Here is a 15819-nt window from a genome sequence, read left to right as displayed (position 1 = left end):
CTGGGTCAAACTCGGAAGTCCGCGGGCCCTGCCACGAGGTCCGCTTTACCCTCAAGAACGGAAGTGATCAGCCGAGCCCGTCAGGTCTGAAAAGTGCCAGAAGCGGCTGTGAGCAGAGGCAGCAAACAGCACTGCTACTCGATGACCTCGTCGGCGCGGGCGAGAAGCGTCGGCGGCACTTCGAGGCCCAGCGCCTTTGCGGTCTTGAGGTTGATGACCAACTCGAACTTCGTCGGCGCCTGCACCGGCAGATCGGCGGGCTTCTCGCCCCTCAGAAGGCGGTCGACGTAGCCGACCACGCCACGGAACTGTTGGACAACATCATGGCCATAAGAGATCAAGCCCCCGCTGGCGTCGGTAGTAGACCGCGGGCAGTTTGTGCTGGGCCGCAAGCGTGATGATTAGCTCGCGATCGACCACCGCCAACGCGCTGGCCGTTAGGATCGGGGAAGCAAGGGGGAAGCAACAGCGGGAAAACCGGCTGGCATCTGCGAAGGCTGGATCACTGCTTTCTACGCTGGGCGCCCACTAAAGTTGACAGGGTCACGCGCGCACGTCGCAAAGCTGCATGGAAAGCTTAAGGCGACGCCGTCCACCCAGCGCGTTATCACGCGGCCAAGACCCTTAACGGACATGGCGAAAGCCACAATGGACTTGTGTTGCCTGCGAGGCGGTCAAACGGGCTCGCGCTAGCTCGATCAGTCGACCTATCCTGCCGAGGCGTTCGGCGGAGAACGGCCTTCCTGCGCTCTGGCCCGCCGCCAGGGTCGGAACAGAGGTTCGGACCTATCCGGCACGGCAGGAACCGCAATCACCTCGCCCATGCTCGTCTGCTTTCCGGCGGGATCGAGGATCGCGACCCACGCGGGTTCCAGCAGGGACTGCGCCTGGCGTCTGGGCAGCGAGACGTAGCCCAGCTGCAAGGCGCGCGGCTTGAAGTCTGCGAGCGTAACCGGCCGCTCGGGCCGGCGCCGCTGCAGATCGGCCAGCGCTCGGCGCGCGCCCTCGGCGGGCTCGACGACGTCGGTTTCCCCGATCGCCTTGCCGCCGACGCGCCGCCAGTCGATCCCCCAGCGCGTGACCGCCGCATTCGCGCCGCCCAGGGTGACGTTGATCGACGCGCGGCCCAGAACCGGAAGCCCGCGCACATAGCGCCGGAAGGCCGCGGTGGCTTGGAGAAGCGCGACGGCGCTGCGCTCACCGTTGAAGGTGACGCCTTGCGCCTTCATCCGCCACAAGCGCTCGAAGCGGAGCTCTTCGTCGGCGGTCAGGCGCGACTCGGCGAGATCATTCGCTGTCCGTTCCGTCAACCTGATCAGTTCGTCCTGGTAGACGCTGGCCTCGTCCTTGGCCAAAGGCTTGCGGTTCTCGACACCAACGATCGCCGCGGCGACCGCGCCCGAGGCCTCGAACACCTGTAACCGGCCGTCCTCCACGACCCTGAACATCGCCACGCCCGCGGTCTCGACCAACTCTGGACGGATGAAGCATTCATCGAACCAAGGCCAGATACGGGCCGCGGTCGCTATGGACGATTTGATGAGTTTGTTCCGCGGCAGGGTGTCGAGCGGCAGGATCTCCGCTCGAGGCTGATAGCATGTCGCGAGGTTCGCGAGGCTCTGGAGAAGGTCCTCCGTGTCCGGCACCTCAGCCCTCCTCCCAGACCACAGCCATCCAGTACTGCTTGTCGGGCTTGACGTCGGCCCGCGTTGTTCCGTGCCCCCACAGATGGTCGCTCTCAATCACCGTGTTTGCCCAGTCGATGTTCCCGCCGTTGTAGGTCGCCTCGGTCTCGACGGAGACGACGGCGGGATGGTTGTCGACGAACCAGTCGGAAACCCCGTCGCACCAGGCATCCTTCACGCTGTCGCACGAGGTCAGGTTGTCGCCGACATCCTCGCCCGCCTCGTCGATGGTGAAGCTGTCGAACATGTCACCATAGGCGCCGCAGAATAGGTGCAGCCCCTGGAAGATATGCAGGTGGTCCAGCGGGCGGTCGCGGTCGATGGAATGGCATCCGAAAATGAGCAGCCACTCGAGCGCGCAGGTGTCGCCAAGCCGCCACTCGGCCGAGGTGCCCAAAAACTTGTCCACTTTGCTGTTGTAGAGGAGCGAGACGGCGCCGTCGTAATCTCCGTGCGTGGAAATTAAGAAGAGATCGACCTTGTCGGCGACGTCCTGGTCGATGCCGCCTAGGGATTGGGCGCGCAGGTCGACTTCGAAGACATCCGTCTCGATCCACGAGACGGTGGTCGTATGCCCCTTGCACTCGAGGGCCTCGCGCAACCCCTCAGCCACGTCGGACACATAGGTCAGGTCCTGACCACCACTTTCGACCACGCCCGCCGCCCGCGCCGCGGCAAAATTTTCGATGTATTCGATGCCTATGTTCGCCATCGGTCTCAATCGCCGTTCGACGTTGCTCGCTGCTCACGACGCATCCCCCAGCTCGGGCAAACATAGCACGATTGTGGGCCGACGTCTGGCCGCGTCGACGTCCGAAATGGGTCAGTCGCGCCGGTTTGGCGATGTCCCAGCCACTTCCGCTTTACCCCTCATAGCCGACGCTCGCTGCGAGGATCAGCAGGTCCGAAAGGTGCCAACAGCAGACTATGCACCGCAGCAGTCAGTGCGTTGCAATGAATGCAAGCGCCCTCTCATTGAAGGCTTGGGGGTTCTCAACCTCCATCTGATGAGATGCCGCCGGAATCATTGCACGTTCTGCGCTCGGTAAGCAGTGCTCCAGTCTGTCGTTGATGAGACGGAACATCTTAGGACTGCGCTCCCCGTCGAGGAGCAATGTTGGCGCTTTCACCTTCTGCACATCCTCGCATGTGGTGGGCGGGAAGAGGTCTCGCGATGAGGCCTCGCCTTTTAGTTCTTGGGCATTGTCCATGAGGCGCTTCAGAACGGGAGGGGGGAGTTTCTCGTACGAACCCTCGCCCAGCACGCCGTTCACAAATCGACGCACTCCTTCTTCATCATTCCCCTGCTTGAATGCTTCGCTCGTAGCGATTGATCTCGCGATAGCGGCGGTAAGAAGAGCATCTCCTCCAGGTGTAGTTTTTAGTAACGGCATTATGGGCGGTTCACCCAGCGTAAGACTGCGAATGACCTCCGGGTGATCTCGTGCGACCAGGAACGCAATAAACGCCCCATACGAATGACCAATGAGATGAACCGGGGGCAGATTAAGTGCCTTGATGAAGGCAGCCAGGTCTCTCGCATGTATGGTGACAGAAAAATCTGTTGAGTCTTTGGGCCATTCATTTGGATAGTGATACCGACGACTGTACGAGATTAGTCGATATCCCTTCGACAACGCCTCAAGCTGTCCATCCCACGTGCGGTAATCCTCCAGTGTGCCGTGCACCAACACCACTGGAGTTCCTTGCCCGAGTTCAATGTAATGCAGTGTAAGGCCATTAATTTGCACCTCTCTTGTTTGCATCTCAGAAGAGGATACGCCTTTCTGCTGCGCGAATGACGGACTCGCGAGGAAGAACATGGCTGCTACCGATACAAGGACGATGTGTTTCAAAAGGAGCGTTCTCGGTTGCATATGACTCTCCTAGTGTTGTGATACGTGTCGGACGCTGGCGCGCACCCGGCCCTGCGATTGGTGAGCCGCCGGCAAGAAGGAGACGTCGAATAATTGAAGTGCGATGCCGCCGACGGTGCGCTAGCTACCCGCTGTCCAATGCAAAGACTTCGGCACGTCCGCTTCCGGAGCTGGGGCCAAATCTAGCCGATTTCACCGACCTCAGGAATGGTTCTCTCGGCTCGACCAATGTCTCAAATGGGTCAACCGCGTCGCTTTGACCGCGTGCAGCTCACTTCTGGTCTAACCCCAAAAGCAGACATAATCGCAGACCGTCGGCATGTCTCAAAAGTGCCAAAAGCCGCCCTTGGCAGGCTGGAGATCAGCTTCCGCTTTACCCCCGAAAGCAGACTCAGGCTCGAAATCGCGGCACGTCCAAAAGTGCCAATCGCTGCAGACATGCCGCCAACGGCACGAGCTTGAGCGGCCGCACCCTCCCGTCATTGATCCAGGCGCCCGACACACGCTGCTCCCGCCGGCAGCGCCGCCTCTGCGGGTAACACAACCTCGTTGATAAACTTCGCGGCCCCTCCGGGAAGGGAGGAGCCGGATGCCAGCGCCATCACGAGGTTGCGGTCCGGAAGGTTCAAAATGAGCTGGCTCTGCCAGCCGGCAGCAAAATAGGCCGGCGACCCGTCGCGTATCGGCATTGTCCACCACAGGTATCCGTAACCGGCGTTGGCCGGCCCACCGCCGTCGCTGTGCTTGTGCGTGGAATCGAGGACGTAGGCCTCCGATACCAATTGGCGCTCCCGCCACCGGCCTTGCTGAAGATAAAGCAGGCCGATCTTCGCCATGTCCCTGCCGCTCAAGAGCAGTCCGCTGTATCCCGGCAGGTTTCCATCCCGATCGACAGCCCAGTAGTAGCGATCGATCTGAAGCGGCGCGAAGAGTTCGTTTTTGGCAAACTCTGCAATGTTGCCGCCGACCGCACGCCTCAGGATGATCGCGATCAGATTGGTCCCCTGATCATCATAGTAAAAATGAGTGCCCGGCGGGTACTCGACCGTGCGGTTGATCATCCAGACGCTGGAATTCCAGACGCCCGGCACCACCACCATCTCGTGCGGAGCGAAGCCCGACGACATCGTCAAGAGATCGCGCAACGTGACATCGGCCGCGCGCGGATCAATGGTCCCCTCTCGCGCTTCGGCAACCAGTTCGGGTAGCTTCTGGTCCAGCCGCAACAGGCCCTTGTCGATGGCAATGCCGACGAGAATGGACAACACGCTCTTCGTCACCGAATGCATCGGCCATGGCACATCGGGCGAGTTGTTGCCGTAGTATTCGTGAAGGATGCAATTGCCGCGCGCCAGCACCAGCGCCCTGACCGACGGGTATTGCCCCGCGATCGTCGCCGAGAGCTTGGCAAGTGTTTCCGCGGTCGATGCGGTGGCTTGCTGTGCCGTGCTCTGCCGAGCCGGAAACCCTGCGGCAATGAAGAGCGAGATGCCGATTGCCGCCATAAAAGGTCGCACGCTGCCCATCGCCTTTCCCCCGCCGTTCAGTCCGTACCGCCTCTTGATTGCCGAGTTGAATCAAACCCGGGCAAGGCTTATTGTTTCAGTGAGCTGGAAGTCCCATCATAACGAGAAGTTTCCGCCTATCAAAAGCTTCCTTCTCGGCCACGAAAGGCGACGGCCGCTTCACCACGATCACCGGAAGTCCATCGATCAGTGCGGTTGGTCTGTTTCGTGCCAATACCGACAATATGGCCGGGAGACGAAGCCCGTGCCGGCTATAGCGGCGTCGCCTCTATCAGTGCTTCGGAGATATCCAAAGGTATGATTCGTTGAAGTTGAAGGCCGGCGCTGGCAAGAAGGCCGGCAAACTCATCGGCAGTGCGCTCCCGCCCGCCAGGCGTGCGCACCAGCATCATCAGGTCAATTAGCGTGTTTCTCCGCGCCGTCTCGGTGGGCTCGACACGCTCGGGCATCATACGATCAAGGATCAGGAGCTTGCCTGCGTCTGACATGGCTTGGCGACACGATTTCAACACCGCCGTTGCGGCCGCATCATCCCAGTTGTGCAGGATGTGCACCAACAAATAGAGATCTCCGCCTGACGGCACCGCGCTGAACATGTCGCCATCGACGAGGGCGCAGCGACCCCTGAGGTCCGCGCCGGCGATCTTCCCGGATGCGCCTTGAATGACGGACGGCAATTCGAAAAGGGTGGCGCGCAGGTGGGGGTACGCGTGCAGAATCGCTGCAAGAACCTCACCGTGCCCGCCCCCGACGTCGATCACCTGACATACGCCATCGAAGTCGTAACTCTTGATGATTGCCGCCCCCGTGAACCTGGACGCGGCGCTCATGCCGTCGTTGAAGACCTGCGCCAGGTCAGGCCGACCTTGCAGGTAACTAAAACCGCTCTCTGCACCGAAGGCGATCTCGAACGCACTCCGACCGGTGGCGATGCATTGCTCCAGATGGCCAAACATCTGCCGCGCGTGCTCACTCCCATACATCAGGACCAGAGGCCGCACGGAGCTAGTCGAATTGGAGGTCAGGCATTGTCCCACGAGAGTCAGCTCGAATCTGCCGGCGCCGACATCCCGCACGAGATCGAACGCCGCAAGCGCACGCAACAGCCGCTGCAAGGACTGAACATGCGCGCCGGCCCTGCTGGCGATTTCGCTTATCGTGCAGACTTCGGCCGCCAGCAGGTCCCAGATCCCCAGACGGGTTGCGACATAGAGCGCGTGGGACACCTAATAGGGGAGTGCGAGCCGAACGGCTGCAGCTGCTGCGGGCGCACCCGTTTCGATGCCTGTGCGGTTGCTCACCGAAGACTCCTTGTGCGATGCGATTGATCAGTTGGCGGCTGTTATCCCGGCCGTCCGGATCACCCGCGTCCACTTCTCGCTCTCGCTTCTGAAAAAGGCCGCGCATACCTCCGGCGTACTGGCGACAGGTTCGAAGCCGAGCGCCGCGGTGCGGGTGGCAACGTCAGGCAGCGCCAGAATTGCAGCTATCTCCCGGTGGAGCGTGACTTTGACAGGTGCCGGCGTTCCCGAGGGTACGATGAATGCGAACCAGCCCTCGCCTTCGATTTCCGGATAACCCGCGTCTGACATGCTCGGCGCATCGGGTAGCGCCTGCGCCCGTGTGCGGCTGGTCACCGCCAGAGTTCGGAGACCACCGCGCTTGATGTGTTCGATGACTGGTGGAAGTGAGCAGAACAGGATCGGCGTATGCCCGCCCAGCGTTGAGGTAACGGCCGGGGCACCGCCACTGAAGGGAACGTGCGCGAGGTCGAGGCCCAGCGACAGGCGAAACTGCTCCCCAACAAGGTGCGGCGGCGTACCCACCCCCGGCGACGCGAAGCTGAACTTCGAAGGACTGGACTTGATCAGGGCGACGAGCTCGGAAACGGTGCCTGCGGCCACCGACGGATGCACGGCCAGCACAATCTTGGCGCTTACGGCCAACGTCACCGGATCGAAATCCCGAAACGGATCATAGGGCACGCTCGCATACAACACTGGATTGACAATGAGATTGGGCGGCACAACCAGGATGGTGTGCCCGTCGGCTGGCGCTTTCGTGCCTTGCCCCATCCCGATGCTGCCGCCGGCACCGCCGACGTTCTCAACATAGAATTGCTTGTCCATGCGCGCTGACAGTTTCTCCGCGACGATGCGGGCCAGTATGTCGTTTGGTCCACCCACCGCGAACGGCACGATCACGCGCACCGGCCTTGCGGGATATGCAGTTGCAAGAGAAGGCAGCGCGAAAGTGGCCGCAGCCGCTGCTGTACCTTGCAGAAATTGTCGCCGTTGCAATGTCATGGTTCACCTCTCGGGCCGGTAGACATGCACTTGCCATGGCAAAAAGGTACCACCGCCAACCAAAGTCAGGTATGATATCCAAACGACAAAATTGATATCGCTGGTGATATGGCACTTGAGCTCAGGCATTTCCGCTATTTTGTGGCTGTGGCTGAGGAAGGCCACATCACGCGAGCTGCCGAGAGGCTGGGCATGCAGCAGCCTCCTCTCAGTCAGCGCATTCGCTTCATCGAAGATGAGCTTGGTGCGCAACTCTTTTTAAGACGCGCGCGCGGCGTAGAGCTAACTCAGGCGGGCCGTGCATTTCTGGAAACCGCCCGATCGATGCTCAGCCAGTACGAAGGCGCCTATGAGACCGTGCGGCGCGCGGCGCGCGGCCAGACAGGGCGTCTGTGTGTAGGAGCTACGCCGACGAGTGCGTTCCACCCCATCGTGCCGCTGGCGATCCGCTCATTCCGCGACGAGTTTCCTCAGGTCAAACTGACATTAGAAGAGCGCTTGCCCGCCGATCTAATCAAACGCCTTCAGGAGAAAAGCATCGACGTTGCCTTCTTGCGCGCGGAGACGTTCGAGGAAACCGACCTTTCCGTTAGACCCTTGCTGACCGAGCCGATGGTCGTCGCGCTGCCAACCGGACACAGACTCGCTCGCGTTAACGGCGCAATCGCCCTGAAAGACCTGGCGCGCGATGCGTTCATCGTCTTTGCCCGCCAGACAGGCCCCGCATTCTTTGAGACGACGATCGCTGCGTGCCGCGAGGCCGGCTTTTCTCCAACGCTCGGACAGGAAGCACCCCGGGTCACGTCAGCCTTGAACCTGGTGGCTGCCGGGCTAGGCGTGTGTGTTGTGCCGACCTCCGTCATGCGGATGGCGATGGAGGGCATCGTCTACCATCCACTCAAGGGATCGGGGCTGTTGAAGGCGCCGATCAATCTCGTTTCACGCCGTGGGGACCCGGCAGCTGTCGTCCGCAACTTCCTGAACGCGATCAGGAGAGCGAAGGGGACGCTCGCAGACCCGAAATAACCGGTTTGGGTCATCAACGGACCTGAAGCTTCCAGAATTCCACTTCCGTTCCACCCCAAGGAGCGGACATGCCAGTGAACAGCAGCTTTGCGCCAGAAACGGTCGTTGCTGGTATAAATACGTCGCTCGCGATTGAGCGACGCGGAAGGGCGGGACGGCGGAGTACCGCCTATGTCTGTACGTCCTATCAACCGAGATCGACGGCCTTGGAACAAGGGATTGCTCATCGGCCAGAAAAAACCCCTTAAGCCGAAGCACGTCTGGTCCATTCGAGTTCGCCTAGAAATCGCGCGATCAAGGCGCGACCTTGTCATTTTTAATCTGGCCATCGATAGCAAACTTCGGGCCTGCGACCTGGTCAAACTGCGGGTAGACGATATTTTCTCAGGAGCTAATGTGCGGCGCCGAGCAACGATTGTCCAAAGAAAACAGGGCGACCTGTCCAGTTCGAGATCACGGAGCAATCGAAGCGTTCCGTTGAGGCTTGGCTGCCACTACTTCGAGCTACCGGTTCCAAATACTTATTTCCAAGTCGAATTCATGCAAGCCCTCACATATCTACCCGCCAATACTCCCGGCTGGTGCATCGCTGGGTTGAAAGCATCGGCTTGGAGTCGACCATTTATGGCACGCACTCAATGCGGCGTACGAAGGCGGCCCAAATTTATCGTAAGACCGGAAACCTGCGCGCAGTGCAACTCCTCCTTGGCCATACAAAACTCGAGACCACTGTGCGGTATCTCGGGATCGAGGAAGATGATGCCCTGACTCTAGCCGAGCAGATCGACCTTTAATTATTGATCACTGGCCATGCCGGTGATCACTTACGCGCCAGAAGCGGCCTGATGGCAGGAGGCGCGATGCGCTACAATTGTCCGCCTTTCCGGGCTGACGGGCCAATAGGCTTGCTCGTCAGCGGCCAGAGAGAGCGCCACTTGCCACGCGGTCGGAGCGATCAACTCTGCTGAAAATATGGCCTGTCCTTGAGCTTCAGCATAACGATCGGGTAGGCCATCAAACTCGCGCCACCGGCGACAGCGAGCCCCGCCGTAGCCCGATCGAGGGGAGCGTCGTGCGCCACTTTCCACCACACGGCTATTCCGGTCGGAAAAAACAACAACATTGCAGTTACGAGACCCGGCGAGAACCGCCCGCCTTGCCGTACGAAGGGCAGGATGTGAAAGAGTACGGCGTTGATCAGCATCAGCGACGCAAACATCAGTGGCGCCAGCGGCAGGGCCGGAGCCAGATGCGCCTGGGCAATGCCCATGGCAATGACGATCGCGTTCGTCACTTAGAAATCGCTTCATTCCACGGGCAGGTTGATGACCGCCCTCGCCCAGTCGTGCCAATTGAACGTGTACTCTTCCATGATGTGCAGCGCGTACGCCACCATTGATAGCCAGGCCAAGGTTTGCAGTGTCATCGGTATCTCGCGTCATTTCAAATGGATGCTGATTGAGGCATGCCGCCGCGACCACGCGATCACGGCGGCGGTTCCGGTTCACATCCCGTACAAGATGCTCAATTCGCCGCTGGCGCGAACCGCAATGACGATTCCGTTGGCAGGCAAATAGACGTTCTGCAGCACCGCGGAGGAAAGCTGCCCTTCCATCCGGAAACCGTCCTTCAGCGGCCGATTCAGCTTTGCATTGGCAGCGTTGAGTAGATTGTCGTAGGCGATGCCATAATCGAAACTGACCTTTGATCCAAGCTGCGCTGCGATCGGCTCAAACAGCGGAGCGAGGCCCTCGTCATCGGTCATGGTGTCAACGTTGGACAACCTGACAGCACGACCGTCGGCATCGACCTGGATCGCAGCGGAGAGGTAGACCCACTTGCCGGCGGACGGTTCGGTATCGGCCGCCTTGGCGACGCGCAGGCCGATGACGAGTTTACCCGACGACGGATATACGTCGATGTCGCGAACGGAGATACCGGCGACCGGCGGCATCGCGGCAATCGCCTGCGTCAGCTTGTCCTTGAGCACGTCGTAGCCGATCCGTACCGGCAGGATGACGTCGAACGTGCCGGGGGCACTGATATCGTGATCGATCGGCGGCAATGGGGTTACGGCCATCGCCGGCGGATTTTGTCCGACGATTGTCTCGGCTGTCCCGGAAAGTGCAATCGAGCCGCGCAGCGTCCGCGAATTGGCCCGCATGCCGGCAAAGGACACGCTTTGTGGATTCATCTGCAGCCATACCGCCGGACTATCCGATAGCTGGATCGGCTCGAACGCGTGTCGCCATGCTCCTGCTGCCTTTTCCTGCAGTTCGAGGTGGCGCGCCGCGGCCAGGGCGCGTGAACGGACCACCGCCAGCTGCGTCCCGATGCGAGGCTCGGCATATTTCGCCAGCGGAATCTCGTGCCCCATCACCTGCAGAACCGGCGGCTCGCTCCAGCGGAAGCCATCGCTGAAATCGAGGTCGAGCGACCAGTCGCGGCCGAGCTGCGGGCGGGCGGAAGCCTCGATCGTGGCGCTGGCTTCGGTCTCGCCATGGATGCGCGCAGTGAACCGGTTGGCGCCCTGCCCCTCGAGCGCGCCATGGATCGGTACCGAACCATAGACGCGGTCCCCGCGGCCATACAGCGAGACCGGGCCGGACCGCTCGACATAACCCCACACGTCGCAATTCGCGTTGACCTTCCAGAACAGTACGCGGCGATGCACGCAGCTGATCTTCTCGTCGATGCTGGCGAGCCGCTGCGGGATATCCCGCTCGATATCGGCCGCGAGCGCCGGCAGGCTGAACTCGATCGACGCCGACAGCCGTGAATTGGTGCTGAAGGGGGCGACGATATCAGGCGCCAGCGGCGGCTTGTCCGCCGCATCGGCCGCCGGGCAAAAGCCCACAAGGCCGAGCACGGTAAGGCCGGCAAGCGTTGTGCGCGCGAAGGCCTTTTGGTTGTTGCGAACACGCGACGTGAAAGCAAAATTCATGACAGGACCTCAGTTTTTCTTTCCTGGATACAAAGCTGGTTTTGTCGATCTATTGCGCTGCGGCGACGGCGTTGCCGCAATCATTGGGCACGGGCCGCCCCGCAAAGCGGTCCATCATCCAGGACACCGCTGCATCCGCGCTGTCTTTGGCAACGAAACCATGACCGACACCGGGCACCCACATCATGGTGACCTTGCCGCCCGCCTTGCATTGCCGCTGCATGTAGGCGCGGGTCACTTCCGGCCGCACGATGTTGTCCGTCGTCCCCTGGGCCAGGAACAGCGGGATCTGGGGAGAAAGCGTACCCGGCGTGTTGCGTATATCGCCAGCGAACGCCACGGCTGGACGGTCGCGATGTTCGGCACCGACAGGAACTGCTGCTCAAGTGGCTTTTCGGTCTGCCGCCGCTCGAGGATGTCGAAGATCGACTCGATGCACTCATTGGAAAGCCGGTCGACGGTGGGCATCGCCTCGGGGAGGAGCACCTTGTCGATCGGTGCGCCATATACCCGCGACCACGACCACAGCGTCATGGCTGTGAGGTTCTTGCCGCCCGAACTCTTGAAGTCGTCGCCCATCAGGGTGACCAGCGCGGTGGCCGGTGCTGCCGCCGCAACGCCGACTAGGCGCAGTTCCGGCGCATAGGTTTTTGCGATCAGTCCGGTGTAGAGCGACGCCTGACCGCCCTGGGAATGGCCCCACACGGCAAAGCTGTTGCCGTCGCCCACGCCAGGCAGGTTGCGCGCAGCACGCACCGAGTCGATCACCGCCCGCGCCTCACTGTCGCCGACGAGATAGGGATGCGGGCCTGGCGTCCCGAGGCCGGGATAATCGGTCGCGGCGACCACGGCACCCTGCTCGATCAATTGGCGCAAGCCGGCCATCTGCTGAAAGACGAAGATCGCCAGCGACGGCGCGCAATGCGGTACCACCCCGGTGGTCGGATGCGCCCACGCCACGATCGGCCTGCCACCCGCAGGCGCAGGACCGGGCGGGACGACGATCACGCCCGACACCGCGATCGGCTCACCCTGCATGCCGACCGAGCGATGGATGACTCGATAGGCCTGCGCGCCTGCCGGCGCAAACACCATCGGCTCGGAACGGATCAACGAACCGGGAGGCCCGGCCAGCTCCTGCGCTGTCGCGTGATAGAACGGCATTTGCGCATGGGCGGTGCCGGTCAGAAGGGAGAACGCCGCACATAGCAGTGCGGCGAGATAGTTCGTCACGCGCAAGCGGACGGCACCAGATTTCATGGGAACGTTCATTGTCGCGCCTCACTGGTCGCCGGAGCGGAGCTGTGTTGCTCTGCTGTATGTTTCGCGGCCGCCCTGATCGGGGAACATGACCTCATGGCACGGCTCACTGAGCCTCGCCTCGTTGTCCTTCAGGCAGGCAACGATCTCGCCGACATTCGGGATGTAGCTGCCGCAGAGCCGAAACACGTCCGGCCGGCACGCGTTCTGCTGTTGCATCGAGCCTTGCGCGAAGGACGCACCACTACCGCCGACCGCAAACACAACCAGCGCAACGCCAATCACTCGAATCGAATTCCGGTACATTTCGATCTCCTTTTGAAATTTGTTGTTTCCGACACGCACCCGCATAGATGCGCATGTTCCGTCTCCTGGATGCGGGAATGCTGATCTAGATCACTTGATAGGCAAACAACGTCGCGACGAGCGTGATGCTGACCAGGCCGCAAAGAAAGATGATGTCAGCCAGGCGCTCGATGCGAATGCTCAACTGCGCCCGATACGACCAGCGTATCGACAGATACGACGCCATGGCGCTTGCAAGAAACATCACCGCCACAAGCGCGGCATATTCATCGACATGCGACGCGCCATGCCTGCTCGCAGCGAGCTTCACCAGCCCGATCAGGGTCGTGCAAACCCCGATCATCGTGCCCGACACCGGCAGGATGTGAGATGACAGGCTGTCGCTGCGGGTTCGGACGGCTATTCGATTGGACATGATGTATTCTTGACTTGCCGATTGCTGAGATCCGCGATGCGCCGGACCGGCGCATCGCATGTTCGGGGTGGATCGCTCAGGTCCACTCGCCATTGGGCAGCCGGCCATGAAACGGCGTGTTGCGGCAGTGACCATACGGGCCGCGCCATGAACCGGGAGGGCAGCCGTTCCCGTTACTCGGCTTCACCTTCCATGCGCCATCGGGCAGCCGGCCATAATACGGCGTATCCCGGCAATGACCCCACGGACCACGCCAGGCTTCGGGGCCGCAGCCGTCCGACACCGGAATGATCATCGATTGATCGACGCCGCTCTCAAGATATCCGGCGTTGGCGGGCATTGCGCCCGACAGCGCGAACGCGGCGGCGAGAGCCAGAACAACAGGTTTCAACATGGAGAATCTCCTTATCTTCGGTTGGTTTGTGGTTGTGAGGTTGGCGTGTGGGCTGCGCTAGAAGGACGATGCCTTCGCCAGCGCGGCGGAATAGATCGGAATGCCAAGCTGTTCGATCGCGACCTGCTGCTGGGCACCGAACACATCGCGCTCATCCATCGAAGCCGAGATGTTCGGACGATCGATCGAAATCTTGATCGCATTGCAGCTATCGAAGAAATAGCTGCCGACCACGCGCTCCGGCGGCAAGCCAAGAATCCCGGCGATGTTGCAGCGGGTGAATACGTTGGCGTGCAACGCGGCCTCGTAATTCTCGCCCGACGTGAAGATAATGTCGAAGGTCAGCCTGTTGATGCCGGCATCCTTGCTGCGGATGACGACCGCCATGTCGAGCAACGGATGCGATCCGATCGGAGCCCCCACAGGTGGATGGTCCGCGATCAGCGAGAGCGTCCGGTCGTCGACATTGCCGCGATAATCGCGATCGCCGACATCGAAGTAGCGCGGACGTTCCGCGCCCTGCTCCGTCCAGTCAGCCCCTTCGGCCGCGAAGTAGGTGATCGGGAACATGGTGTTCTTGATCACGTCCTCGTTCTGCAGCAGGTGGTAGAGCGACCACGCATAGGCATCAGGGGCATCAAGATTGAACAGCGAACCGGGTCCGGGTCTGACGACGTCCTTGATCCGGCCGATTTCCTGCTGGTGACGCTGCGCCAGTCTGTCGGCATCCTGGTCGACGGTACGGAGCAGCGCGGCGGGATGCGACGCATCGGCATCGGTAATGACAAAGGTCGCGTTCCCAAGCGCGTCCGAAAACTCATCCGCGATCAGCTTGACCACGGCGGCCTTGATGGCGGCATAGTTCTCGAAGAACACGGGATCGCGCGTTCTACTCGGCACGATGGCACCGAACGTACCGTCCTGGCGCGGAAAACTGACGAGATTGGGCGACAACGGATAGGCAATGTTGCCAGCGGTCGCCTTTCGGCCGGGATAGCCGTAGTGAATGAGGTAATGCGTCAAAAGGCTTGCAAGCAGAACCGCCGCCTCGCGCGTCTTGCCGGTCGTCTCGACAATGATGCCGAGTTCTCGTTGTGACGCATCGACTGGCTGCAGCTGCACACCATTACGGCCATACACCAGTATGTCCGCCGGTATCTTCGACAGATCGGCCGGATCGATATGGATCAGCGAAACCTTTCGCGAACCGAGCCGGCGCGATCCTTCGAGCTTGATTGACCACGGCCATGGCCTCGCGGAATGAACAAAGCGGCTGTTGCGAATTCCGGCGCTGCGGCTGTCCCGGGAAAAGAACTGCGTCTTCTCCATGACCAGAATGCCTTCCGGATAATACTGCAGCTGAGGATGGCTTTCCTCATAGAGCGAATGCGCGGCAATTGAATAAGCCGTGCAGCGGCGGGCGGGATTCGGCGCAGTGAAGATCGCCGAGCCGTCGTCGTAGATTTCGGCCACCAGACAGTCGGACGGCGACCCCAGATCGCAAGCCAGCGCGCCGCACTCCAGGACGTGGCCGACATGATAGGCCAATCCCGGATCGATATTGCGCCGGATCATGTCGGACGCGAACAGTGCGACGTCGCAGCTCCGTCCGGCCAGGATGTATTGTGCGCCGCTCTCCAGCGCCGTGATCAGGGGATGGATTCCCATCTGGCCGACGATGGTGCTCTCGCGCAGCGCATTTTCATCGAGGTCGGGACCGGCGCCGGTCGCGCGCAGCGCTCCGGCACGGAATTCCCTGATGACGATCTCCGGGTCGAGTTCGGACCGGATCACCGCGACCTTGGCTGCCTTGATGCCAAGTTCTGCGAACACTTCCTTGGCGATCCCGATCATCCAGTCGAGGTTGCGATCGCCTCCGGCCATTCCGCAGCTTCCGAGAATCACCGGGCAGCCGATCCGGGCGCCGGCTTCGACCATGTGACGGAAATCAAGCTTGACCGCTTCGCTCTCGAAATACTCGGTGCCGGTGCCGAGATAATAGGGTCCAGCATCCATTGACCCGCCGTCGCAGATGATGGCGTCGACCTGGCCACGAAGGGCCGCTTGCAGCGACTCCTTT

16 protein-coding genes and 2 pseudogenes are annotated in these 15819 nt (G+C 61.2%); 2 read left to right on the top strand and 16 right to left on the bottom strand.

Annotation, left to right across the window (positions count from 1 at the left end):
* Window positions 1–134: 134 nt before the first annotated feature.
* From KIP88_RS43440 to KIP88_RS48855, 8 genes and pseudogenes are all read right to left on the bottom strand, one after another.
* Window positions 135–341, bottom strand: a complete 207-nt coding sequence (locus KIP88_RS43440; RefSeq protein WP_214494195.1) for an ABC transporter substrate binding protein — start codon at window positions 339–341, stop codon at window positions 135–137.
* A gap of 366 nt (window positions 342–707) precedes the next feature.
* Window positions 708–1646 carry a hypothetical protein gene (locus tag KIP88_RS43435; protein WP_214494194.1) on the bottom strand — a complete coding sequence of 313 codons (939 nt, stop codon included), beginning with the start codon at window positions 1644–1646 and terminating at the stop codon, window positions 708–710.
* 1 nt (window position 1647) lies between these two features.
* Entirely contained in the window at window positions 1648–2397 is a 750-nt protein-coding gene (locus KIP88_RS43430; protein WP_214494193.1) for a DUF6345 domain-containing protein, read from the bottom strand.
* Between the two features lie 229 nt (window positions 2398–2626).
* A complete protein-coding gene (locus KIP88_RS43425; protein ID WP_214494192.1) occupies window positions 2627–3562 on the bottom strand; it encodes an alpha/beta fold hydrolase in 936 nt (311 codons plus the stop codon).
* Window positions 3563–4041: 479 nt separating this feature from the next.
* Window positions 4042–5067 carry a serine hydrolase gene (locus KIP88_RS43420; RefSeq protein ID WP_283848586.1) on the bottom strand — a complete coding sequence of 342 codons (1026 nt, stop codon included), beginning with the start codon at window positions 5065–5067 and terminating at the stop codon, window positions 4042–4044.
* A 272-nt stretch (window positions 5068–5339) separates the two neighbouring features.
* Window positions 5340–6314 (bottom strand): methyltransferase, encoded by a 975-nt coding sequence (locus KIP88_RS43415; protein ID WP_214494190.1) that lies wholly within the window; start codon window positions 6312–6314, stop codon window positions 5340–5342.
* A gap of 102 nt (window positions 6315–6416) precedes the next feature.
* Window positions 6417–7292 carry a tripartite tricarboxylate transporter substrate-binding protein gene (locus tag KIP88_RS43410; protein WP_308163797.1) on the bottom strand — a complete coding sequence of 292 codons (876 nt, stop codon included), beginning with the start codon at window positions 7290–7292 and terminating at the stop codon, window positions 6417–6419.
* A 39-nt stretch (window positions 7293–7331) separates the two neighbouring features.
* Window positions 7332–7394, bottom strand: a pseudogene (locus tag KIP88_RS48855) (twin-arginine translocation signal domain-containing protein); the annotation flags it as partial.
* A 108-nt stretch (window positions 7395–7502) separates the two neighbouring features.
* Here KIP88_RS48855 and KIP88_RS43405 point away from each other — a divergent pair.
* Together KIP88_RS43405 and KIP88_RS43400 are read left to right on the top strand one after the other, a co-directional pair.
* Window positions 7503–8420, top strand: coding sequence for a LysR family transcriptional regulator (locus KIP88_RS43405; RefSeq protein ID WP_214494188.1), 918 nt, complete (start codon window positions 7503–7505; stop codon window positions 8418–8420).
* A gap of 171 nt (window positions 8421–8591) precedes the next feature.
* Window positions 8592–9214 (top strand): annotated as a pseudogene (locus tag KIP88_RS43400) (tyrosine-type recombinase/integrase).
* Between the two features lie 161 nt (window positions 9215–9375).
* Here the strand turns inward: KIP88_RS43400 and KIP88_RS43395 are convergent.
* The 8 genes from KIP88_RS43395 to KIP88_RS43365 form a co-directional block, all read right to left on the bottom strand.
* The gene (locus KIP88_RS43395) at window positions 9376–9714 is read right to left on the bottom strand and encodes an HXXEE domain-containing protein (RefSeq protein ID WP_308163796.1); all 339 of its coding nucleotides are present in this window, start codon (window positions 9712–9714) and stop codon (window positions 9376–9378) included.
* Between the two features lie 210 nt (window positions 9715–9924).
* Window positions 9925–11364 carry a DUF4403 family protein gene (locus KIP88_RS43390; protein ID WP_214494187.1) on the bottom strand — a complete coding sequence of 480 codons (1440 nt, stop codon included), beginning with the start codon at window positions 11362–11364 and terminating at the stop codon, window positions 9925–9927.
* Between the two features lie 49 nt (window positions 11365–11413).
* Window positions 11414–11614, bottom strand: a complete 201-nt coding sequence (locus KIP88_RS47465; protein WP_308163795.1) for a hypothetical protein — start codon at window positions 11612–11614, stop codon at window positions 11414–11416.
* Window positions 11599–12624, bottom strand: coding sequence for an alpha/beta fold hydrolase (locus KIP88_RS43385; RefSeq protein ID WP_249791488.1), 1026 nt, complete (start codon window positions 12622–12624; stop codon window positions 11599–11601). Before KIP88_RS43385 ends, KIP88_RS47465 begins: the two co-directional genes overlap by 16 nt.
* 21 nt (window positions 12625–12645) lie before the next feature.
* Entirely contained in the window at window positions 12646–12930 is a 285-nt protein-coding gene (locus KIP88_RS43380) for a cysteine rich repeat-containing protein (protein WP_214494186.1), read from the bottom strand.
* 85 nt (window positions 12931–13015) lie between these two features.
* Window positions 13016–13345: a hypothetical protein gene (locus tag KIP88_RS43375; protein ID WP_214494185.1), complete on the bottom strand. Its 330-nt coding sequence runs from the start codon at window positions 13343–13345 to the stop codon at window positions 13016–13018.
* A gap of 76 nt (window positions 13346–13421) precedes the next feature.
* Window positions 13422–13739, bottom strand: a complete 318-nt coding sequence (locus KIP88_RS43370) for a GCG_CRPN prefix-to-repeats domain-containing protein (protein ID WP_249791487.1) — start codon at window positions 13737–13739, stop codon at window positions 13422–13424.
* Between the two features lie 57 nt (window positions 13740–13796).
* Window positions 13797–15819: DUF4387 family protein (locus KIP88_RS43365; RefSeq protein ID WP_214494184.1), on the bottom strand; the 2023-nt coding region annotated here is incomplete at its 5' end.

The organism is Bradyrhizobium sp. SRL28 (genome assembly GCF_018596315.1).
Classification (GTDB): Bacteria; Pseudomonadota; Alphaproteobacteria; order Rhizobiales; family Xanthobacteraceae; genus Bradyrhizobium.
Note: the sequence above shows the minus strand (reverse complement) of the source record. Positions and strands in the feature narration are given on the sequence as shown.

What these genes read in the sequence shown, in the direction of transcription:
- KIP88_RS43390 (WP_214494187.1), bottom strand. Translation starts at nt 11,364, where the DNA reads ATGAATTTTGCTTTCACGTCGCGTGTTCGCAACAACCAAAAGGCCTTC.
- KIP88_RS43375 (WP_214494185.1), bottom strand. Translation starts at nt 13,345, where the DNA reads ATGTCCAATCGAATAGCCGTCCGAACCCGCAGCGACAGCCTGTCATCT.
- KIP88_RS43385 (WP_249791488.1), bottom strand. Translation starts at nt 12,624, where the DNA reads ATGAAATCTGGTGCCGTCCGCTTGCGCGTGACGAACTATCTCGCCGCA.
- KIP88_RS43430 (WP_214494193.1), bottom strand. Translation starts at nt 2,397, where the DNA reads ATGGCGAACATAGGCATCGAATACATCGAAAATTTTGCCGCGGCGCGG.
- KIP88_RS43420 (WP_283848586.1), bottom strand. Translation starts at nt 5,067, where the DNA reads ATGGCGGCAATCGGCATCTCGCTCTTCATTGCCGCAGGGTTTCCGGCT.
- KIP88_RS43370 (WP_249791487.1), bottom strand. Translation starts at nt 13,739, where the DNA reads ATGTTGAAACCTGTTGTTCTGGCTCTCGCCGCCGCGTTCGCGCTGTCG.
- KIP88_RS43380 (WP_214494186.1), bottom strand. Translation starts at nt 12,930, where the DNA reads ATGTACCGGAATTCGATTCGAGTGATTGGCGTTGCGCTGGTTGTGTTT.
- KIP88_RS43425 (WP_214494192.1), bottom strand. Translation starts at nt 3,562, where the DNA reads ATGCAACCGAGAACGCTCCTTTTGAAACACATCGTCCTTGTATCGGTA.
- KIP88_RS43405 (WP_214494188.1), top strand. Translation starts at nt 7,503, where the DNA reads ATGGCACTTGAGCTCAGGCATTTCCGCTATTTTGTGGCTGTGGCTGAG.